At 30.3% G+C, this 23,285-nt stretch carries 19 protein-coding genes; 9 read left to right on the forward strand and 10 right to left on the reverse strand.

What is annotated here, in order from left to right; translation table 11 throughout:
* Positions 1-89 precede the first annotated feature (89 nt).
* A complete protein-coding gene (locus tag BRSU_RS13540) occupies positions 90-866 on the reverse strand; it encodes a basic amino acid ABC transporter substrate-binding protein (RefSeq protein ID WP_048596115.1) in 777 nt (258 codons plus the stop codon).
* A 200-nt stretch (positions 867-1,066) separates the two neighbouring features.
* On the opposite strand from BRSU_RS13540, the gene lepA reads away from it, so the two are divergent.
* Positions 1,067-2,878, forward strand: coding sequence for a translation elongation factor 4 (gene lepA / locus BRSU_RS13545; protein WP_012671408.1), 1,812 nt, complete (start codon positions 1,067-1,069; stop codon positions 2,876-2,878).
* 102 nt (positions 2,879-2,980) lie between these two features.
* Here the strand turns inward: lepA and BRSU_RS13550 are convergent, their stop codons facing one another.
* Positions 2,981-3,385, reverse strand: coding sequence for a hypothetical protein (locus BRSU_RS13550; RefSeq protein WP_048596116.1), 405 nt, complete (start codon positions 3,383-3,385; stop codon positions 2,981-2,983).
* 168 nt (positions 3,386-3,553) lie between these two features.
* Here BRSU_RS13550 and BRSU_RS14420 point away from each other — a divergent pair, with 168 nt between their 5' ends.
* Positions 3,554-4,570 carry a Gfo/Idh/MocA family protein gene (locus BRSU_RS14420; protein ID WP_083997923.1) on the forward strand — a complete coding sequence of 339 codons (1,017 nt, stop codon included), beginning with the start codon at positions 3,554-3,556 and terminating at the stop codon, positions 4,568-4,570.
* A gap of 711 nt (positions 4,571-5,281) precedes the next feature.
* Here the strand turns inward: BRSU_RS14420 and BRSU_RS13560 are convergent.
* From BRSU_RS13560 to BRSU_RS13595, 8 genes are all read right to left on the reverse strand, one after another.
* The gene (locus BRSU_RS13560; RefSeq protein ID WP_425339097.1) at positions 5,282-6,742 is read right to left on the reverse strand and encodes a polysaccharide biosynthesis protein; all 1,461 of its coding nucleotides are present in this window, start codon (positions 6,740-6,742) and stop codon (positions 5,282-5,284) included.
* A 313-nt stretch (positions 6,743-7,055) separates the two neighbouring features.
* The gene (hpt, locus tag BRSU_RS13565; RefSeq protein ID WP_048596118.1) at positions 7,056-7,586 is read right to left on the reverse strand and encodes a hypoxanthine phosphoribosyltransferase; all 531 of its coding nucleotides are present in this window, start codon (positions 7,584-7,586) and stop codon (positions 7,056-7,058) included.
* 195 nt (positions 7,587-7,781) lie between these two features.
* Positions 7,782-8,801, reverse strand: coding sequence for an electron transfer flavoprotein subunit alpha/FixB family protein (locus tag BRSU_RS13570; protein ID WP_048596119.1), 1,020 nt, complete (start codon positions 8,799-8,801; stop codon positions 7,782-7,784).
* 38 nt (positions 8,802-8,839) lie between these two features.
* Positions 8,840-9,625 (reverse strand): electron transfer flavoprotein subunit beta/FixA family protein, encoded by a 786-nt coding sequence (locus BRSU_RS13575; RefSeq protein WP_012671413.1) that lies wholly within the window; start codon positions 9,623-9,625, stop codon positions 8,840-8,842.
* A 37-nt stretch (positions 9,626-9,662) separates the two neighbouring features.
* Positions 9,663-10,808, reverse strand: a complete 1,146-nt coding sequence (locus BRSU_RS13580) for an acyl-CoA dehydrogenase (RefSeq protein WP_048596120.1) — start codon at positions 10,806-10,808, stop codon at positions 9,663-9,665.
* Positions 10,809-10,868: 60 nt separating this feature from the next.
* Positions 10,869-11,273 (reverse strand): MaoC family dehydratase, encoded by a 405-nt coding sequence (locus BRSU_RS13585; RefSeq protein WP_048596121.1) that lies wholly within the window; start codon positions 11,271-11,273, stop codon positions 10,869-10,871.
* Between the two features lie 109 nt (positions 11,274-11,382).
* Positions 11,383-12,771, reverse strand: a complete 1,389-nt coding sequence (locus BRSU_RS13590; protein WP_048596122.1) for a GntP family permease — start codon at positions 12,769-12,771, stop codon at positions 11,383-11,385.
* A 29-nt stretch (positions 12,772-12,800) separates the two neighbouring features.
* A complete protein-coding gene (locus BRSU_RS13595; protein ID WP_048596123.1) occupies positions 12,801-14,360 on the reverse strand; it encodes an acyl CoA:acetate/3-ketoacid CoA transferase in 1,560 nt (519 codons plus the stop codon).
* Positions 14,361-15,579: 1,219 nt separating this feature from the next.
* Between BRSU_RS13595 and BRSU_RS13600 the strand changes: the two genes are divergently transcribed.
* The 7 genes from BRSU_RS13600 to BRSU_RS13630 are packed head-to-tail and all read left to right on the forward strand — an operon-like array spanning position 15,580 to position 23,165.
* Positions 15,580-16,194 carry an ATP synthase subunit E gene (locus tag BRSU_RS13600; protein WP_048596124.1) on the forward strand — a complete coding sequence of 205 codons (615 nt, stop codon included), beginning with the start codon at positions 15,580-15,582 and terminating at the stop codon, positions 16,192-16,194.
* 11 nt (positions 16,195-16,205) lie between these two features.
* The gene (locus BRSU_RS13605; RefSeq protein ID WP_048596125.1) at positions 16,206-17,042 is read left to right on the forward strand and encodes a DUF2764 family protein; all 837 of its coding nucleotides are present in this window, start codon (positions 16,206-16,208) and stop codon (positions 17,040-17,042) included.
* A 28-nt stretch (positions 17,043-17,070) separates the two neighbouring features.
* On the forward strand, positions 17,071-18,834 hold the full coding sequence (locus BRSU_RS13610) for a V-type ATP synthase subunit A (protein ID WP_048596126.1): 1,764 nt from the start codon (positions 17,071-17,073) through the stop codon (positions 18,832-18,834).
* Positions 18,827-20,152 carry a V-type ATP synthase subunit B gene (locus tag BRSU_RS13615; protein WP_014489166.1) on the forward strand — a complete coding sequence of 442 codons (1,326 nt, stop codon included), beginning with the start codon at positions 18,827-18,829 and terminating at the stop codon, positions 20,150-20,152. The genes BRSU_RS13610 and BRSU_RS13615 overlap by 8 nt, the downstream gene beginning before the upstream one ends.
* Positions 20,153-20,176: 24 nt before the next feature.
* Positions 20,177-20,776, forward strand: coding sequence for a V-type ATP synthase subunit D (locus tag BRSU_RS13620; RefSeq protein ID WP_014489165.1), 600 nt, complete (start codon positions 20,177-20,179; stop codon positions 20,774-20,776).
* On the forward strand, positions 20,773-22,641 hold the full coding sequence (locus BRSU_RS13625) for a V-type ATP synthase subunit I (RefSeq protein WP_048596127.1): 1,869 nt from the start codon (positions 20,773-20,775) through the stop codon (positions 22,639-22,641). The genes BRSU_RS13620 and BRSU_RS13625 overlap by 4 nt, the downstream gene beginning before the upstream one ends.
* Before the next feature lie 56 nt (positions 22,642-22,697).
* Positions 22,698-23,165 (forward strand): V-type ATP synthase subunit K, encoded by a 468-nt coding sequence (locus BRSU_RS13630; protein WP_008721414.1) that lies wholly within the window; start codon positions 22,698-22,700, stop codon positions 23,163-23,165.
* Positions 23,166-23,285 lie beyond the last annotated feature (120 nt).

The raw sequence follows: 23,285 nt of genomic DNA on the forward strand, positions 1-23,285 counted from the left end.
TCCTAACATCAAATATTGTTTAGTTTTAGATAATAAATTAATATGTATACATAAAAAAGTCAAGAGTTTATTTTAATTTAAAGCAATAATTATAGATGTTTATCAACTAATTTTTGATATACTCCATTAGACATTATAGTATGAAGACCTCTATTAATTATTTGAAGTAAAGTATTATCATCTTTTCTCACAGCTATTGCATAATCCATTAACTTAAATGATATATTTTCAGCCAATTTTATAGTATTATCAAATTCTACATAGTCTTCGCAAGTAATTGTATCGAGCATAACAGCATCTATTTTATTTACTTTTAATGAAAGTAAAGCACTGCTTGCAACATCAAATCTTTCTACATTAACTCCTTCTACTTTAGATATAATATTGTCTGATATAGTACCCTTTATAACTCCTACAGTTTTTCCTATTAAATCATCATTGATTTTTATTTCATCATTTTCTTTATTTAGTATGATACCTTGTCCGGAGCTGCAATACTTATCAGAGAAATTTACAAGCTGTTTTCTTTCTTCTGTTATACTCATACCAGCAATAATAAGGTCTATATAATTTGTCTGTAATGCTGGTATTAATTCTGAAAATTGAATTGGTACAAATTCTAATTTTAAATTTTCTTCATTGGCTATTGAATTTATTATATCATAATCAAAACCGTTTATATTATCATTACTTATATACAGCATAGGATAATCATAAAGGTATATTCCTACTCTTAATGTTTTGTTGGAATAAATATTATTTGTGATGCTGGATGTTTCATTAGTATTTTCAGATATATTTGCATTTGAAGAGTTATTACAGGCGGTAATAAAGATTAATAGTATAAAAATAATAATGTTTTTCATTTGAAAAATATATTTATTAAGTATTAAATGTTGCAATTATAAAATAATATTTTATAGAAAAAAGTCAATATTTTTTTATATAGAATTGTAAAAAAAATATACATAAAAATATTTGCAAAAACATACTCACTATATTATAATATATCATCACTAATAAGAATAATTTTATCAATTTTTAATATAAGGATATATTTTAATAAATGTCATACGCAGAAAAAATCAGGAATTTTTGTATTATAGCACATGTAGACCATGGAAAAAGTACATTAGCCGACAGAATTATAGAACATACTAAAGCAGTATCAAGCAGAGAGATGAAAGCACAAATACTAGACTCTATGGATATAGAAAGAGAGAGAGGAATAACAATAAAGAGTCAGGCTGTTAAATTATCATATCAGGCTAAAGACGGAGAAGTATATACTCTTAATTTGATTGACACACCGGGACACGTTGACTTTAATTATGAAGTTTCACGTTCTCTTGCTGCTTGTGAAGGAGCTATACTTGTAGTTGATGCCGCTCAAGGTGTTGAGGCTCAAACTATTTCTAATTTTTATCTTGCATTTGAAAATAATTTGGAGATTGTACCTGTTATTAATAAAATAGATTTGCCTGCTGCTAATATCGAACTTTGTAAAGAGCAGATGGAAAAAGAGTTTGGTGTTAATAAAGATGATATAGTTTTAGCAAGTGCAAAAAATGATATAGGCATAGATGAGATACTTGAAGCAGTTGTTAAGATGATACCGGCTCCTAAAGATAATACTAATAAAAAAACAAGAGCTTTGATATTCGATTCTTACTATGATCCTTTTCGCGGTGCTGTTATGATAGTGAGAATATTTGACGGCTCTATAAAGAAAGATGATAAACTTCTTTTAATGGAAACTAAAGCGAAGTATGAAGTTGAAGAATGCGGAACTCTTTTGCTTGGGCTTAAATCTGCTAATGGATTAAAAAGCGGTGAAGTTGGATATATTATTGCGGGCATTAAAAACATATCCGATATAAAAATAGGGGATACTATCACACTTGAAGAAGACCCTTCAGATGAACCTTTGATAGGATATAAAGAAGTACTTCCTATGGTATTTGCAGGAATTTTCCCGGCAGAAGATGAAGATTATACAAACTTACAAAAGGCATTGGAGAAATTAAAATTAAATGATGCTTCTTTAGTTTATGAGCCTGAGCGTTCTATTGCTTTAGGGTTTGGATATAGATGCGGATTTTTAGGGCTTCTTCATTTAGAGATTGTTCAAGAGCGTCTTGAAAGAGAGTTTAATCTTAATCTTGTAATAACAAGCCCTTCTGTAGAAGTAAAATTAAAACTCACAAACGGCGAAGAAAAATTAATTGATAACCCTGCAGATTTTCCGTCTGGGCAGTATATAGAAAAATGTTATGAGCCTTTCATAAATGCTCTTATAATAGTACCAACCGATTATTTAGGAAATATTATTTCTCTTTGTATAGACAGAAGAGGAACACAAACATCATTAACTTATTTAGATGATAAAAGGGCAGAGATTAAATTTGACTTGCCATTAATCGAAGTAGTATATGACTTTTATGATAAATTAAAATCTATATCAAGAGGTTATGCTTCATTCGATTATGATTTTTCAGATTTCAGAGAAAGCCAAATAGAAAAAATTGATATACTTGTTCATGGCGAAGTAGTGGATGCATTATCATTTATGTCGCATAGAAGCAATGCTGAAACTAGGGGCAGACAAATCATAGAAAAATTAAAGCATCTTATTCCAAAGCATATGTTCCAGATTCCGTTACAGGCTGCAATAGGCGGACGAATAATCGCGCGTGAGAATATAAGTGCATTAAGAAAGAATGTTACAGCAAAATGTTATGGAGGTGACATCACAAGAAAGAGAAAGCTTCTTGAAAAGCAGAAAGAGGGTAAAAAGAGAATGAAGGCTATTGGTAATGTTGAGATACCTCAGGATGCATTTATAAGCGTACTTAAAACTGACGATAACACAAAATAATTTAATAATAATTAATAGGCATTAGAAATAATGCCTATTTTTATATATAAAATCAAGAATCAAAATTTATTATAAGTTCATTTATTACAAATATTATCAATTTTATTTTTTACCATACAGCCAAATTACGGCATATATACATATTGATCCGGAAACTATTAATAACATATAAATACAGCTTTCAGAAAAAGGAAGTTTTATATTTTTTGGTTTATTTGGATCGAACCATAAAGTTAATTTATCACCGACTTTTCTAAAAGGGTAATAGCTTTTTAATGTTGTATATAGTGTTCCGTATCTTTCAGTTTCATAACTTATAAGCATTGTATTTTCGTATCTTAATTTTCTAGATTTATATACTTTTTTAGTATTATATTGTTTAACTATGCATACGGTATGTACATACTTTTTTGAAGCAATAAAAATGGAAAAGAATCCTGATATTGCTCCTAGTATTAATAATATTCCTACAGTTAATATTGCTGCTTTAATTATTTTTATGTTCATATAATAATATTCCAATGAGTTTAAAAAACTAATAATATAAAATAGCTATAATAATTTAATTTATACATAGAAAATAATCAAGGTTTTAAGTTATCCATATTATATGATTGTATAAATTAAAGAATATCTGTATTATATAATATTATCATTATAATAATGGAGTTTGTCATGTATAAAGTTGGCATAATAGGTCTTGGACAAATAGCATATTTTATAGATAAAGACCCTAACAGGAAAATAATATGGTCGCATATAAAGGCTTATCAAAATACAGAAGATACTAAAATTACAGCCATATGCGGTAATAGTGATTTTAATTTAGTTAAGAGAATACAAAAAGATGAAAATATAGAGAAAGGATATATTGACTATAAAAAAATGCTTGAAGAAAATGATTTTGATATAGTGAGTATATGCACACCTATAGAGTTTCATTACGATATAGCAAAGAAGTGTATAGAAACAGGAGTTAAAGCTATTTTTTGTGAAAAGACTTTATCATATTCAATAGAAGAGGCAAAATCAATATTAGAATTATCAAATAAGCATAATACTGTATTTGCAGTTAATTATATATTAAGATGGGATAATATTAATAAAGAAATAAAAAAACTTATAGAAGAAAATGCTATAGGTAAAATTTATACAATAGTGGGATATGGAGCTACCGCTTTGCATACAAGTGCAAGTCATATTATAGATTTAATGCTTTATTTTACAAACTCTGAAGCAGAGTATATTGTAGGAGAAAAACAGACAGATTTTGTAAGGGAAGTTCATGGTATTAGTGATCATGGAGGATGCGGTATGATAAAATTTAAATCCGGTGCTGTTGGATTTATTAAAGCATTAAGCACATCTCCTTTTAAATATATGCTTGAAATGGATATAATGGGGGAGAATGGAAGAATAAGATTATACAATAATGGAAATAGTTTTGAATTATATCAATACAAAAAAGTTGATGATAATGAGGCAGGGTCAGGATATGAAGCTTTAACTTTGACAAAACAATACAATAGAAATTATGAGAATGAAAGAATGCTTGATGCTGTTAATAATATTATAGAATGTTTAGAAAATGGAGGACAGCCAATATCAAATGCTTCTACTGCTTTGGAATCTGTAAAAATTATAGAGAGTATTAAATTATCATCAGACACAAAAACTAAAATAGATTTATAAAGTTGTAGTTTATTAATTTAACGCACGCAGGGCAAAGTAAAAAATATATATTTATTTTAAATTCAAGTTTTTATTATATAATAAATCTATTTAAACGTGCGTTGAATAAAGTAAAAAATTTAATACCACTTGGGTGGGTGTTAACATTTCTAATTGAGCAGTAAAAAAATAAAAAATAAAAATATCAATATAAATTATAAAGTCTAAAGGGTGGGTAGTGTAAAAAGGTTTAAAACTTAAATTATATACCCCAGCCTTCTTAAATTTACAGCATTACTTTAAATTTAATATTTTAATTTGCAAAAAAGACAAAATGATATGATACATTTTTTTATTTAAATAAAACTAGAATATTAAAATTATTTTATATGACTTCTATATTAATTATGTGCTTTTGCAACTTTGACGAAGTCCGGTAAAAATTGATAAAAATAAGTTCAAAATTTTATTAACATACCCCGCCCTTTAATATTTGCTGATATTTTTTGAATTCTAGTTTTAATTATATTTAAAGCTAAATCATAAATGATAGAACCCACCCAAGTGTTATTTAGATTTAAAATTTTTATTAACGCACGGTAAGCTTATTTTTATTTATTGTTTGAATTATAATTTTAACATAGCTTATATTTTAAATTTTAATTAGCGTGCGTATTTTTTTATTATAAAACAAGTAGTTTGTAATAATATAGCTCTATCAGTAATAAAAAATTATCCGGTATACTCTTCTATATACTTACGCATAAGCATTTTTATTGTTTCTTTATCAGCATCAAGTGAGGCAATATCAAAAGCATCAATCATTACTTTGCGTTCCTCAGGTGTTAAGCATTTTACAGGATCTTTTGCTATGAATAATTTTTTATACTGCGAAGGTATTAATGTTTCATCGTCCATTAAAATTTCTTCATAAAGTTTTTCACCTTCTCTGATTCCTGTAAATATTATAGGAATATCTTTTTCAGTAAGTCCGTACATTTTAAGCATGTTTTTAGCTAAGTCTAAAATTTTAACAGGCTTTCCCATATCCAAAGTAAATATTATCCCGTCATTTAAAGTGCATGCTTTAATAACTAATCTTGCAGCTTCTCTTATAGACATAAAGAATCTTACCATTTCAGGATGAGTCACAGTTAATGGCTTTCCTTCTCTAATCTGCTTTTCAAATACAGGTATAACGCTTCCGCTGCTTCCTAAAACATTACCGAATCTTGTTATTTTAAATGCAGTACTGTTTTGTTCATGAGATAATGACATTATCATTCTTTCGCATATTCTTTTGCTTGCTCCCATTAATGAAGTAGGGCGAACTGCTTTGTCTGTTGATATAAATACAAAATTTTTAATATTATTTTTAATTGCAAGAGTAGCTATATTTTCAGTTGCTAGTATATTATTTTTAATTGCTTCTTCAGGATAGGCTTCCATAAAAGGCAAATGTTTATGAGCGGCTGCATGGAAAATTATATCCGGATTTTCTTCTTTTAATATTTTATCAACTTTAACGTAATCTCTTACATTTGAAATTATATATTGGAATTTATGTTTGTTTTTTTCGTTTTTTCTGTCATTTATAGACATTATAAGAGAATGAATTGCACTTTCAGAATTATCTAAAGCCATAACTTTTTTTACAGGTAATGTAATTAATTGTCTAACAAGCTCACTTCCTATAGATCCTCCTCCGCCTGTAACTAGTATTGTTTTATCTTGATAGTATGCCGATATTTCTTTTTCATCAAAGCCAATTTCTTCTCGTCCAAGCAAATCAGATGGTTCAATATTTCTAATATCTTTTATAGAGGCATTTCCTTTTATTATCTCAAAAAATCCTGGAAGTATTTTATATTTTATTCCTGTAGGATATATAATATCTAATATTTCAAGAAGTTCTTTTTGTTTTAAAGTTGGTATTGCAATAATGATTTCTTCTATTTTGATATTTTGATTTTTATAATATTCTATTGTGTTTTCTATATCTTTAACTTTGCCTTTTACATCAATTAAATTATTATTAATATTTACTTGTTTTTTGTTTTCATCATCATCTAAAAAACAAAGTATATTATATTCATTACTATCATCAGAAGTTAATATTTCATATGCAAGTGTCTCACCTGCATTTCCAGCCCCAATTATAACTATATTTTTTTTATTCATTTTATATACAATCCCAAATATATTAAAATTCGATTTATAGTATATATTTTTTTTATTTATTATACAAGGATTTTATTATATAGTTTATTTTAAAATCATTTTGAATTTTAGTTACATACCCAGCCCTTTAAGACTTGATAGCCTATTTTTTTATTAGAACTTTATTAAGATTTTAAAACTTATATTATAATTTTTGGACCCACCCAAGTTTTTTTTAAATTTGAAATCTACTCAACGCACGGTTAATTTTATATTATTGTATAATAGTATTATAATTATAAATTCATTATAATTATAATACTGCTTAGCGTGCGGTAATTTATTTTTATTCAACTACTCCAATATACGGAAGATTTCTGTATTTCTGAGCATAGTCAATTCCGTATCCTACAACAAATTCATCCTCTATATCAAAACCATTATAATCTATTTTTATATCAACTTTTCTTCTTGAAGGTTTATTTAAAAGTGTGCATATTTTTAGAGAAGCAATATTTCTAGTTTTTAATACCTCACAAATTTTTTCTAAAGTGTATCCTGTATCTATTATATCTTCTACTATGATTACATCTCTTCCTGTAAGAGGTATATCAACATCTTTAAGTATTTTAATTTCAGAACCTATTTTATTATTTCCATAGCTAGATACTATCATAAAATCAATTTCTACAGGTACATCAATATGTCTTGATAAATCAGCAATGAATATAAAAGAACCTTTTAAAAGTCCTATTATGCATGGTATGTTTTCTTTATCTTTAAGATCATTAGAAATTTGTTCTGCTAATTCTTTAACTCTATTTTTTATATTCTCTTCAGATATAAGTACTTTTGATATATGATCATCTTTTCTCATAATTTATTCCTTAATTTTTATAGTGATTTTTTATATATTATCGTATATAAATAATAATTTAATTAAAAATATATTTTAAGTATTTTCATTTTTATAGTTTAATGATATTAAAATATATGTTAAATTAAAAGCCGACAGATAAAATATTTTATCCATCGGCTTTGTTTTTTATTAAAAGCTTAAGCTTAAATTAAATTAATTAGCTTTTTTAGCTTCTATTGCTTTTGCTAACTCTTCAGCTAATAGAGGAAGTACTTTGTTAACATCACCTACTATACCTAAATCAGCGATTCCAAACATTGGAGCATCTTTATCTTTGTTTATAGCAATAATGTATTCAGATTCTTCCATACCAGCCATGTGCTGAATAGCACCAGAAATACCGCAAGCGAAGTATATATTAGGTCTTACTGTTTTACCTGTTTGACCAACTTGTCTAGCCTGCTCTATGTATCCAGCATCTACAGCAGCTCTTGAACCAGAAACGATAGCACCAATTTTAGAAGCTACAGCCTCAAGATTCTTGAAGTTTTCTTTAGAACCTACACCTCTACCGCCAGATACCAATATTTTAGCTTCTGTAATATCAACTTTCTTAGTAGTTTCTTTTACAACATCTAAGATTTTAACTTTCATTTTAGAAGTGTCTATAGTTAAAGGTAATACTTCAACTTCACCTTTTTTACCTTCTTCTTTAGCTAATTTTTGCATTACGCCAGGTCTTACAGTAGCCATTTGAGGTCTATGATCTGGACAAACAATAGTAGCCATCAAGTTTCCGCCGAATGCAGGTCTTGTCATTCCGAAAACTTTAGTTTCATCATCTATATCTAATTTTGTACAGTCAGCAGTAAGTCCTGTAGAGATTCTTGAAGATACTCTAGGAGCTAAGTCTCTTCCTAAAGTAGTAGCACCTAATAATACTATTTCAGGTTTTTTAGCATTGATTATTGCAGTTAATGCTTGAGCATAAGCTTCAGTATCGTACTGTTTTAAAAGTTCATTGTCAACAACAACAACTTTATCAGCACCATACTCAACTAAAGTTTGAGCTAAACCTTCTATTTTATGTCCTACTAAAGCTGCTGTTACAGATACATTCAATTTAGCAGCAAGTTTTTTTGCTTCACCAATTAATTCTAAACCTACGTTTTGAATTACACCGTCTCTTTGCTCAGCAAATACTAATATTCCTTTGTAATCACTTAAATTCATTATCTATCTCCTTTTCTAAGGTTCTTTGTTAATTAAAATTAAATAACAAATTTTTCTTTTAATTTTTCAATTATGATATTAACAGCTTCTTTTGTATCAACTTCAAATACTTTACCGGCTTGTTTAGCTCCTTTAGTAAATGATTTTTTAACTTTTGTAGGAGAACCAGTAAGACCTATCAAAGAAGGGTCAATTTTGATAGTTTCAGAAGACCAAATCTCAATTTCTTTATCATAAGCCTCAACAATACCTTTAACTCTCATGTATCTTGGGCTATTAGCTTCTGATAATACAGTTATTAATGCTGGTAATTGAACGTTTAATAGGTAATATCCATCTTCTATTACTCTTTTTACAGTTAATGATTTATCAGCTTCATTATACTGAATTTCTTTAGCATAAGAAATTTGAGGTATTTGTAAGTGTTCAGCTGTTTGAGGTCCAACTTGAGCAGTATCACCGTCTATAGCTTGTCTTCCTGAAATAATAATATCATATTCTAAAGTTCTTAAAGCAGCTGCTAATGTATTAGAAGTAGCTAATGTATCAGCACCGCCGAATTTTCTATCAGTTATAAGAATAGCTCTATCAGCTCCCATAGCATAAGCTTCTCTTAATATAGCTTCAGCTTGAGGAGGTCCCATAGTTATTACAGTTACATGAGCACCATATTTATCTTTTAATTTTAAAGCTTCTTCTAAACCTGCTTTATCATCTGGGTTCATTATACTAGGAACACCATCTCTTATTAATGTACCTTTTACAGGGTCTAGTTTAATTTCTGTTGTATCTGGAACCTGTTTTATACAAACTACTATTTTCATTTCTATTCCTCCATAAATGTTTTATTTACTAATTGGCTTATTTTAAAAGGTTTCCTGCTATTACCATTCTTTGAACTTCAGATGTACCTTCATAGATTTCAGTAATCTTAGCATCTCTCATCATTCTTTCAACAGGATATTCTCTTGTATAACCATATCCACCATGAAGCTGAACGGCTTTAGTTGTTACTTCCATTGCAGTTTCTGCAGCGAATAATTTAGCTCTTGCAGCATCTACTGAATATGGAAGATGGTTGCTTTCTCTCCAAGCTGCTTTATAAACAAGAAGTCTTGCAGCTTCTACTTTAACTTCAAGGTTAGCTAATTGGAATTGAGTATTTTGGAAATTAGCTATTGTTCTTCCGAACTGTTTTCTTTCTTTTACATAAGCAACAGTTTCATCAAGTGCACCTTGAGCAATACCTAATGCTTGAGAAGCAATTCCTATTCTTCCTCCATCAAGAGTCATCATAGCAATTTTAAATCCTTTTCCTAATTCTCCTAATAGGTTGTCTTTAGGTATTCTTGCATTTTCAAATATTAATTCGCAAGTAGCAGAACCTCTAATACCTAATTTTTTCTCTTTTTTACCAACACTAAATCCAGGAGTTGTTGATTCAACTATGAAAGCAGAAATACCTTTTAATCCTTTTGATTTATCTGTCATAGCAAATATTACATATACATTAGCATATCCTGAATTTGTTATGAATATTTTTGAACCATTAAGTACCCATTCCTGAGTAGATTCATCTAATACAGCTACAGTTTGTTGACCTGCTGCATCTGTACCAGCATTAGGTTCAGTAAGTCCGAATGCTCCAAGCCATTCACCGCTAGCCAATTTAGGAACATATTTTTGTTTTTGAGCGTCTGTACCGAATTGTAATATAGGCCAAGTTCCAAGAGAAGTGTGAGCAGAAAGAATAACACCAGTAGTACCGCAAACTCTTGATAATTCTTCAACAGCCATAGCGTACATTAAGTTGTCTCCACCAGCTCCACCGTATTCCTTAGGAATAGGTATACCCATAAGTCCGATTTCAGCCATTTTCTTAACAGTTTCAACAGGAAATCTTTCTTCCTCGTCAATTTCTGTTGCTAAAGGTTTTACCTCTTTTTCAGCAAATTCTCTGATCATTTGTCTGAAAAGTTCATGTGTTTTAGGCAAATTAAATTCCATTCTAGTCCTCCTGATAATATCTTTATCAATTTTTTTTATTTATAATAAATTTAACAATTGTCATTTTTTCATTATAGTTGCTTTTCCAGATAAAACAACTTTGCCTTCTTGATTAGTACAAGTAGTAGAAAGAATTACTCTATTTTTTTCAGGTATAAGTTCAATAATTTCAGCAGTAGCTGTTATTGTATCTCCAAAATATACAGGTGCTGTAAATTTTAATTCCTGTCCCATATAAATACTGCCTTCACCTGGAAGTTTTGTTCCTAAAACGGCAGATACAAGTCCAGCAGTAAGCATTCCATGAGCTATTCTATGTTTGAACATAGTTTGTTGTGCATGAACTTCATTCAAATGAGCTGGGTTTGTGTCGAGTGTAATTCCTGCATATAGAACCACATCTGTCTCTGTTATAGTTTTAGCAACTTCAGCTTTCATCCCAACTTTTAATTCTTCAAATTTCATAATTATTGCTCCTAAAAAATATTTTCATAATTTTATAAAGTTTCGGCAAAATCTCTTTATCAGATATCTTGCCGAAAAATATTCAATTTTTTATTTTATTATTATATTATCATACAACGCCAAAGCTAGCAAGTACAATACAAATTGCAACTGTTACTACAGGAATTATAGCTGTACACATTGCAATATCACCATAAGATTCTCTGTGAGTCATTCCAGTAACAGCAAGAACAGTAATAACCGCACCATTGTGAGGCATAGTATCCAAACCACCGCAAGCCATAGAAGCTATTCTGTGAAGAACCTGAGGATCTATGTTAGCAGCTAAAGCATCTTTTAAATATGTGTCAGCAAGAGCTTCAAGTGCTATACTTAATCCGCCTGATGCAGAACCTGTTATACCAGCAAGTGCTGATACAGAAACTGCTTCTGATACAAGAGGGTTAGAAGAAAGACCTAATAAAGCTCCTTTTACAACAGCAAATGCTGCCATAGAAGCGATAACATTTCCGTAACCAACCTCAGAAGCTGTGTTCATTACAGCAAGGAATGATCCTGATACACCATCAGTAAGAGTTTTAGTAACACTTTCCATTCTCTTTAAGTTAACAACTATTGCCACTATTATAGAAACTACTAATGCAACGATCAAGCTCCAGTTTCCTACAACTTTACCAGCGCTAGTTCCGTAACTTTCAAGATAAGAAAGGTCTAAACTAGGGAATATGAATTTAGAAGTGATAAGTCCTACAACCAATACCAACAATATAGGAAGTATAGCAATTCCGAATGGAGGTACTTTTTTTTCTTCATTAGTTACTGTTGGTTCATTTTGATGTACTCCATATCCCTCACCTTTAGCCATAGCTTTTTTAGCTCTTCTTTGAAGCCAGAAAATTCCGCCTGATGCCATTAATATAGAACCAATTATACCAAGTATTGGAGCTGCATAAGGGTCAGTTCCAAAATACTGCATAGGAATAGCATTTTGGATTTGAGGAGTTCCAGGTAAAGCAGTCATTGTGAAAGTGAAAGCTCCGCAAGCAATTGATCCTGGAATGAATCTTTTAGGGATTCCTGCTTCTCTAAATAAAGCTGCTGCTACAGGATAAATAGCGAAAGATACAACGAATAAAGATACACCGCCGTAAGTAAGTACAGCACATGCAAGAACTATAGCAAGTATAGCTTTTTCTTTACCGAATTTTTCACAAATAAAATATGAAATACTTTTTGCTGAACCTGTATCATCCATTACTTTACCAAATATAGCGCCAAGTAAGAAAATAGGGAAATAACTTCTTACATATCCAGCTAAGCTGCTCATAAATGTTTCTGTATATGTAGCCAAAATGTGAATACTTCCGCTATCTATACCGCTCATTATTGCAGCAAAACAAGCAAGAATAGGTGCTATGATTAAAACTGAAAACCCCCTATACGCTAAATACATTAAAAGTATCAGCGATAATACAATACCAATTGTTCCAAATGCCATATAATGTCTCCTTTTAATTTTTTTTTAATTTAAAATACTAATCCCATTTTTTCATCAATAAATATTTTTGAATCCATTTTCTTCAAGTCATCAGCTACAATAGGCTTGAATTCCATTTGATCCAATACATCTTTTTGGAGATCTACTCCAGGAGCTATTTCAACTAATTTTAATCCTTCTTTAACAAGAGTGAAAACAGCTCTTTCAGTTACATAAGTAACTTTTTTATTATTTTTATTAGCAATATTACCGCTGAATGTAACTTGCTCTACATCTTTTACAAATTTCTTAACTTTTCCTTCCTGAAGAATTCTAAGCTCTCCATTTTCTACGCCTATTTTTAATCCTCCAGTTGTGAAAGTACCCAAGAATACTACTTCTTTCGCATTTTGAGTGATATTAATAAATCCGCCGCATCCTGCAATCTTTGGTCCAAATTTAGAAACGTTAATATTTCCGTATTGATCGCATTGTGCTAGGCCTAAAAATGCCATGTCTAATCCGCCGCCGTCATAGAAGTCAAACTGATATGGCTGATCAACTATTGCTGTTGCATTAAATGTAGCTCCGAAGCTAAGTCCTCCCATAGGAGTACCGCCTATTGCTCCAGGCTCAACAGTAGGGGTGAAGTATTGTTCTTGACCTTCTTCATTTACTACCATTGCTATGACTTCTGGCATTCCTATACCATAGTTAAGTATTTTTTTGCTCTTATCTAGAAGCATTGCACATCTTCTTGATATGATTTTTCTTTCATCAAGTTTTACTTCTTTAAGGCTTCCTTCTACAACAAAGTTATTTTTTACATAACCTTCATTGAAATATTCTCCGAAAGTCTGCATGTGATTTTCAGGAGTTTCAGCTACAACTACATAGTCTACTAAAATTCCAGGAATTTTTACTTCTTTTGGAGGTATGCTTCCTTTTTTTACTTTTCTTTTTACTTGTACAAAAACCTTTCCTCCATTATTTTTAGCGGCAGTTGCTACAGATAAAGCTTCAAGTGTAAGAGCTTCTTCTTCAAAAGAGATATTACCATCTTCGTCTGCAGAAGTACCTCTTAATATAGCATAATCTAGTTTTGGAGCATGATAGAATAATAAATCTTGTCCACTGAATTTACATCTTTCAACGATATCTTCAGTTGTTACGCTATTAAGTTTTCCGCCTTGAAGTTCTGGATCAACAAAAGTTCCAAGTCCTACATGTGAAAGTATACCTGGTTTTCCAGCTGCCATTTCTCTAAACATTTGAGAAATAACCCCTTGCGGAAGATTGTAAGCTTCAATTTCATTGCTGTTGGCTAATTCGCCAAGTTTTGGAGCCAATCCCCAGTGTCCTGCTACAACTCTTTTTACAAGTCCTTTATGAGCTAAGTGTCCTGCGCCTCTTCCTTTACTATCTCCGATTCCAGCTGCAAAAATAACACTTAAATTGTTAGGAGATCCTTTTTCTAAAAAGGATTTCTCAACGCTAGTTAAAATTTCTTCAGCAGATCCGATACCCACAAATCCGCATAACCCTACAAAGGAGTTATCCTTGATAAGCTCAGGAACCTGACTTGCTTTTATAAATTTTCCTTTATCCATATTACCACCTTCTTAAAATAATTGAAATAGTTCTTAGTTAATTATAGGACATTTTTTTTTAAAAATCAATGCATAATGTGATAAAATAAATATTTTGTTTAATATGGAAACTAAAAATAAACAAAATTTAAAGATATTGTATTTAATTATTTCTTAATTTTTTTTATATAACTTAGATTTAATATAATATAAATTATAATGTATTACAAAAGTTATTATATTATTTATATTCTTATTTATTTTTTATAAAGTTGTTTTTTATGTTAACATTATCGAACTTTTTTATTTATTTAAATATTTATATCAATGCATTAAACTGACTATATTGATATATTATTGTTTTTTGTGTATATGAAATATGATTTAGTATATTTGCTGTTTAGTTGTAAGTAAATATTTATATAGATTATATACCAAATGATACTATAATAATATTGTTTTATAATATTTCTTCTATTATTAGTTATTAATAAATTATTATTTTTCTGGTGTTTATTATATAATCATATAGTTTATAATTTTTGAATAATTGAGATAGTATTTTATATAAAATTGTATAATAGAGTTATTTTTATTTTTTATATCATTTTGTAATTTTATAATGCTGTTATTTAAAAAATAAAAATTCATATTTTGTAATTTTTTATATTTGTTATTTTTATATTATTTTTATTTTATAAAAACGATTGTTTTATATTTACTATATATTGGTAATATTATTTTTATTAAAGTATATTTTTTAGTAATTATAAGTTCTTTAAATATGTATTTTTTTATATTTATTTTCTTTTATTGTAAAATTATATTAGAAATAGTATGATAATAAATATATTAATATTTATTTAAATGTATTATATAGTAATATAAAAATATTTTTATAGTATATTATTAGATATTTTTTATAAAATTATTATAGTGTGGCAAAGTGTTTTTTTGATTATTTTTTGTACTGCGATTTTATTTAAAATTTTATAATAGTTTTAATTAAGTGTTGAGAGTTGTTTTTGTTTTAGTTCTTATTTAAATATATTTTTGGTACATATTTTAAAACTTTAAAATTGATATCTATTGGCTATATATTACAAAATAAATATATATGATTATATTTTATGTATTTTGCTTGATTTTTTTTAAAAATATTGATAAACTATTAGAATAGTGTTTTTTGGAGAAATTTTTAAAATTCTATAAATCAATTATAAAAAGTCAAGGAGTTATTATGGCTGAAGAGAAAAAATTAGACTCCCTTCTTGAACGTATATATCAAGATGGTGTTGAAAAATCCAACAAAAAAGCTGATGAAATAATCTCAAATGCTAAAAGCGAAGCTGACAGAATTATAAAAGAGGCAGAGGTAAAATCAGAGGAAATTATTAAAGAGGCAGAAAGAAAGTCAGAGGAGCTAAAGAAAAATACAATAACAGATGTTCGTATGGCAGGCGAGCAGTCAATCAGTGCTTTAAAACAAAGAATAAAGGATTTAGTAACTGCTAAAGTATTAGAAGACGGACTTAAAGGTGCTTTTGCAGACACTTCATTCTTAAAAGATTTAATACTTGAAGTAGTAAAAAAATGGGATATTTCTTCAAGTAATTCAGATGTAACAGTATATTTCCCAGAATCAAAGAAAGCTGATATAGATTCATCTTTCGAGAAATCTATAAAAAGTGCTATAAATAACGCTACTATTAATTTTGATAAGAAATTATCTAACGGTTTCAAAATCGTTCCTGAAGGCGGAAATTATCAACTTCAATTTACAGATGAAGATTTCGTAGAGTTCTTCAGTGATTATATTAAAGCAAAAACGGAAGAAGTAATATTTACTAAATAAGAGGAGTGAGTATGGGATCATATTATTATCTTATCTCAGGTCTTCCCGAAGTTAAACTTTCTGACGCTAAGGCTAAGTATGATATTAATGAAATTACTCAAAGCATATTATCTAGTTTAAGTGCTAAAGATGCTAAATTTTTCAAGTATTTAATTTATCAAAATGATAATAAAAATTTAGTAAGTGCTATAGCAAAACAAAAGGGATTATTTACTCCTTATATAGAACATATAGAACCATCAATATTCAGCAAAGAAGAAATGCAGAAATATTCTAGCATATCAAATTTACCATTATATATGAGCAAATTTTTAGAAGATAATAAGAATATTGAATGGGAAAATGCAAGACATATAGAAAATACTCTTTTAAATTTGTATTATGAAGAGATGATAAAAAGCGGTAATTCATTTATAAAAAATTATGCTTTATTTATGAGGGATATGAAGAATGTTCTTGCTGCTTTAAATGGAAGAGCTTTAGGTTTCAGCAGTGATGAGATATCAAAAGAACTTATAGGAGATTATTCTTTGATATCTGCATTAACAAAATCTACAGCTTCAGATTTTGGAGTAGGCAGAGAGATACCATACATTAATACTATTGTTGAAACATTCAATTCATCAGATAAAGCAGATCCGTATAATATAGAAAATATAGAGTGTTCTTTAGTAAGAGAATTTTTAGATAGATTAACTTCTATTAAATCTTTCACAACAGATAATGTTTTTGCTTATTATATAAATCTTACTTATGCTGTTAGTATAAATGGAAGGAATGAAGAGGAAGGTAAAAAACATTTGGAGACGCTAATAGGTTCATTAAAAGAAAAAGCGTCTGCTATGTAATGTATGTATAATTAATTAGGAGATAGAAATGACTAAAGGTAAAGTAACTGCTATTATATCAAACCTAATTTCAATAGAGGTAGACGGTCCTGTTTCACAAAACGAGATATGTTATGTATCTTGCGGTAATGCGAAACTTATGGCTGAGGTTATTAAAATATCAGGTACTAGTGCTAGTGCTCAGGTATTTGAATCTACTAGGGGTGTAAAATTAGGTGATGCCGTAGAGTTTACTGGTTCAATGTTAGAGATTGAATTAGGACCTGGACTTTTAGGTAAAAACTTTGACGGACTTCAAAATGACCTTGATAAATTACAAGGTGTATTCTTAGAAAGAGGTAAATATAATGATCTTTCTGAAGATAAAGAATCAACTTATGACTTTACTCCGATAGCTAAAGTAGGAGAGGAAGTACAAGCTGGAGATTGGATTGGTGCTGTTAAAGAAGGTTGGATTGACCATAAAATAATGGTTCCTTTCAAATTTGAAGGCAAAGGTGTTGTTGAAAGCGTAGCTTCAGCAGGCACTTATCATTTACAGGATACATTGGCTGTAATCAAATCAGCTAATGGTGAAAAAGTAAATGTAACAATGATACAAACTTGGCCTGTAAAACTTACTATTAAAGCATATAAAGAAAAGCCAAGACCTTTCAAACTATTAGAAACAGGTGTAAGAACTATAGATACATTTAACCCTATTACTGAAGGCGGTACAGGATTTATTCCAGGACCATTCGGAGCAGGTAAAACAGTATTACAGCACGCTTTAGCTACTAACGCAAACGCTGACTTGATCATAATGACAGCTTGCGGTGAGAGAGCTAATGAGGTAGTAGAAATATTTACAGAATTCCCAGAACTTATAGACCCTAGAACAGGAAGAAGTTTGATGGAAAGAACAACAATCATCTGTAACACTTCTAACATGCCAGTTGCTGCACGTGAAGCTTCAGTTTATGTAGGTATGACTATAGCTGAATATTACAGATCAATGGGACTTAAAGTTCTTCTTCTTGCTGACTCTACTTCTCGTTGGGCACAGGCTTTAAGAGAGATGTCTAACAGACTTGAAGAGTTGCCAGGACCGGATGCATTCCCTATCGACTTGCCAGCTATTATTTCTAGTTTCTATGCTAGAGCAGGTTTCGTATACTTAAATAACGGAGAAACAGGTTCTATTACATTCATAGGTACAGTATCTCCTGCAGGCGGTAACTTGAAAGAGCCAGTAACAGAATCTACTCGTAAAGCTGCTAGATGTTTCTACGCTTTATCACAAAAACGTGCTGACAGTAAGAGATATCCTGCTGTTGACCCATTAGATTCTTATTCTAAATATATTGAATATCCAGAGTTCATAGAATTCTCAGATACTAATATAGAAAAAGGCTGGGCTGATAAAGTAACTAAAGCAAAAGATATTGCTAGAAGAGGACAGGAAGCTAATGACCAAATAAGCATTCTTGGTGATGACGCAGTACCTCTTGAATACCATCAGCGTTTATGGAAAGCAGAACTTATAGACTTCGTTATCTTACAGCAGGACGCTTTCGATAAAGTAGATAAGAACTGTCCTATAGAAAGACAAAAAGAATTATTAAATCAAGTTATGAAAGTTGTAGAAGCTGATTACAGATTTGATGATTATAGTGAAGTAGGTACTTATTTCAAAAGACTTATTAACGCATTCAAACAGATGAACTATTCTGTATATCAGTCTGATGATCACAAAAAATACACAGCTGAGATGGAATCAATATTTGCTGAAAGGAGTATAACACATGCCTAAAGCATTTCAAAAAGTATATACAAAATTAGTACAGATCACTAAAGCAACTGTATCATTAAGAGCAGAAAATGTTGGTAACGATGAGATGGCTCTAGTAGCTGGCAGACCTGCTCAGGTTGTAAAAATGATTGGAGATATTGTTACACTTCAGGTTTTCCAAGGTACTGAAGGTATACCTACTAACGCTGAAGTTGTATTCTTAGGTAGACCTCCTAGACTTAAAGTAAGCGAACTTCTTGCAGGAAGATTCTTCAATGCTTATGGTGAGCCTATTGATGGAGGTGCAGAAATTGAAGGTAAGGAAGTAGAAATCGGAGGACCTTCTGTAAATCCTGTTAGAAGAAAACAGCCTTCCGAACTTATCGCTACTGGTATTGCTGGTATAGACCTTAACAATACTCTTGTTACAGGACAGAAAATACCATTCTTCGCAGACCCAGACCAGCCTTATAACGCAGTACTTGCACAGGTTGCTTTGAGAGCTGAAGCTGATAAGATCATTCTTGGAGGTATGGGACTTTCTAACGATGACTACTTATCATTCAAAAATACATTTACTGAAGCTGGAGCATTAGATAAAATCATATGTTTCATCAATACTACTGATGACCCTCCAGTAGAAAGACTTTTGATACCTGATATGGCTTGTACAGCTGCTGAATATTTCGCAGTTGAGCATAAGCAGAAAGTTCTTGTTCTTCTTACAGACATGACACTTTATGCAGACGCTTTGGCTATCGTATCTAACAAGATGGACCAAATTCCTTCTAAAGACTCTATGCCAGGTTCTTTATATTCAGACCTTGCTAAAATATATGAGAAAGCAGCTCAGTTCCCAGACGGCGGATCTATTACTATTATTGCTGTTACTACTCTTAACGAAGGTGATATTACTCATGCTGTACCAGACAACACTGGTTACATCACTGAAGGTCAGCTTTACTTAAGACGTGACTCTGATATAGGTAAAACAATCATTGACCCATTCAGAAGTCTTTCACGTTTGAAACAGTTGGTTATAGGTAAGAAAACTAGAGAAGATCACCCTGCTGTAATGAACACTTTAGTACGTCTTTATTCAGATGCTGCTAATGCTAAAATGAAAAAAGAAAACGGATTCGACTTGACTGAGTACGATGAAAGATGTTTGAAATATGCTGCTGAATATTCTGAAAGATTATTAGCAATAGACATTAACATAAAAATTGATGAGATGTTAGAAACTGGTTGGGAATTGATGGGTAAATACTTCAGTAAAGCAGAAGTAGGTGTAAAAGAATCACTTGTAGAAAAATATGGTAAATGGACTAACAACTAATTTTTAATAAAGTAGGTACAAAATATGGCATTAAAGTTTCAATACAATAAAACGGCTCTTCAAAACCTAAGACGTCAGCTTTCTATTCGTGAGAAAGCATTGCCTACTTTAAAAAGTAAAGAGGCAGCTCTTCGTCTTGAGGTGAGAAAGATTACCGCTGAGATTGAATTACTTAAAGAAGAATACCAAAAGTTAGTTAAAGAAAATCAAAACTACAATGGTTTTTGGACTGAATTTCCTGAGATAGTAAAAATCAAGAAAATTAATTCCGAGCTTAAAAACATTGCCGGTGTTAAAGTGAATATACTTTCTAATATAGATTTTGCTATTGAAAATGTCAGCCTCTTTAATATGCCTTCTTGGATAAGACTTGCCATAAGTATGTTTGAACGCCTTATGACTATTCAGGTAAAAATTGAAATGACTGAGGCTAGATTAAATGCTTTGGCTTATGCTAGGAAAAAAACTACTCAGAAAGTTAACCTTTATGAGAAAGTACAGATTCCTGAGTATAAAACAGCTATAATCAAGATTAAAAGGTATATGGAAGACGAGGATAATTTAAGTAAGTCTTCTCAAAAGATAGTAAAAGAAAGAAACAGAGCTAAGGAGGCATCTTTATGATTAGAAAAATGAAGAAACTCTCTCTCTTTGTCTTTCATGAGGATAGGGAAAAAACTTTAAGCGATTTGGCATCACTTGGACTTGTGCATATTGAAATTGCTAATGGTGTTTCATCTGAAAATATAGAAAATATTTCAAGTAAGAAAAATGATGCTTTAAGAGCTAAAAATATTATTAATAATGCTTTGGCTGATGCTAAAAAGGCTAAAAAAGATGTTTCTAATGTGAAAGCTGATAATTTATCAAAAAAAGCTAATGAAGTTATAGAAAATGTTATATCTACTTCTCAGGCTTCTGATAAATTGAAAGCTGAAAGAGATATGCTTAAAAAAGAATTATCTGTTATAGCTCCTTTCGGGGATTTTAGCTTTGATAAAGTTAATGGCTTAAAAGAAAAAACAGGCTATAATATTCTATTCTACAGTGCAAATGCTAAAGAGTATAATGACTATAATTTCTCTGAAGTTAAGGATATATTTACTTATTCTATCAAAGAGGAAGCTGGAAAAGTTTATTTTATTGCTTTCAAAAAAGACGGCAGTGAAGAGACTATTCCTTTCGATATAGTTAATATGCCTTCTCATTCTTATAGCGAAATAAATGAGAAAATAGCTAAGCTCGATAAAGAAATAGAGAATAATGATACTGAGATTATAAAAAATCAGGTATTTATAGAAGCTATTAATAAAGAAATAGATAATCTTAATATATCTAATCATTTTGAAGAAGCTAAAGAAAGCTTTGTAGCTAGCGAAGGCACAGAAGGAAAAATCCTTTATGTAGAGGCTTATGTTCCTAAAGATAAAGAAAGCGAAGTGAAGTCTTTACTCGACAGCAAGAAAATAGCTTATATAATGGAAGATCCTTCAAGAGATGATAGAGTTCCTGTTGAGCTTAAAAATAATAAGTATTCAGGTGCTTATGAGCTTATTACAAAATTATTCCAATTACCGAATTATTTCGAGATAGATTTAACTCCTATGATAGCGGTTTTCTATCCATTATTCTTCGCTTATTGTTTCGGTGATTCAGGTTATGGTATAGTATTAACTATAGTAGCTTTAATAGGCTTATTTACAGTATTAAAAGGACAATTAAGAGGAGTAGGCATACTTGCTTTAACATTAGGTATATGTACTACTATTATGGGTGTTATAAACGGAGGCAGTTTCTTTGGTGTAAGCATACCTTCAAATACACAAATACCTATATTTGCCACTTTAAGTAAGTATTTAATAATTACAGACTTAAAAGAAAATTGGTTCTTAACTCCATTTAATACAGCATTACTTATAGGCGTACTTCATATATGTTTCGCTTTATTGGTAGGCGTTATAGACAGAATTAAAACTAGCCCTATAGGCGATATACTTGGTGCTATAGGTAAACTTCTATTCATACCGGGACTTGTTTTATGGTTCTTGGGTGATATGCAGAAAATGGAAGTTATCAAACAATTCAGCACTGTATATTATGCTTTAATAGCTGTTGGTTTGGTATTCTTAGTAATACTTTCTAATGTTGGTAAGAAGCCTGATGTATTAAACTCTATACTTGGAGTTTATTTTGCAGCAACTGGTATAATGGGTGATACACTTTCTTATATACGTTTGTTTGCTTTAGGTGCATCTGGTTCTATATTAGCATTGGTAATAAATCAGATAGGTATGAGTTTCAAAGCTATTCCTGGTGTTGGCGTAGTGATAATGGTTGTATTCCTTGTAGTAGGACATATTGCCATCTTCTTACTAAACATACTTGGTGCTTTGGTACACCCTTTGAGATTAACATTTGTAGAGTTCTACAATAACGTTGGTTTTGAAGGCGGCGGAAAAGAGTATAAGCCTCTCAAAAAAGCGGCTTAATTAGTTTATATAAAAAATAATTAAAAAGAAAATAATCTAAAAAAGGAGATTTTATTATGGGTTTTACAATGAACACAGCACTTTTATTAGGATATTTAGGTGCAGGATTAATGGTAGGTATGTCTGGTATTGGTAGTGCAGTTGGTACTTCTATTTCTGCTATGACTACAGTTGGTGCTTTAAAGAAAAACAAAGATGCTTTCGGTAGCTGTCTTGTTTTAAGTGCCTTACCTGGTACACAAGGTCTTTATGGTTTCGCTGCTTTCTTCATTATGCAGCCTTATCTAACAGCTGACATAAGCATATTTCAAGGTGCTGCTATATTAGGTGCTGGTATCGCTGTTGGTTTAGCTTGTATGGTTTCAGCTATATTCCAAGGTAAAGTTTGTGCTAATGGTGTTGAAGCTATAGGTAATGGTTATGACGTATTCGGTAACACTATCATCGTTGCTGTATTCCCAGAACTTTACGCTATCGTTTCTTTCGCTACAGCATTCTTAATCAGCGGTGTTTTAGGTGCTTAATTAAGTAATTAATAAAAGTGAATAAATAAGAATCCGTAGGAGTGATAATAACTCTTACGGATTTTTTATTTTTAATAAAAATAAAAAATTATATATAATTATAATATCTATTTTTTATTA

It is taken from the genome of Brachyspira suanatina, from assembly GCF_001049755.1.
GTDB classification, from domain to species: Bacteria; Spirochaetota; Brachyspiria; order Brachyspirales; family Brachyspiraceae; genus Brachyspira; species Brachyspira suanatina.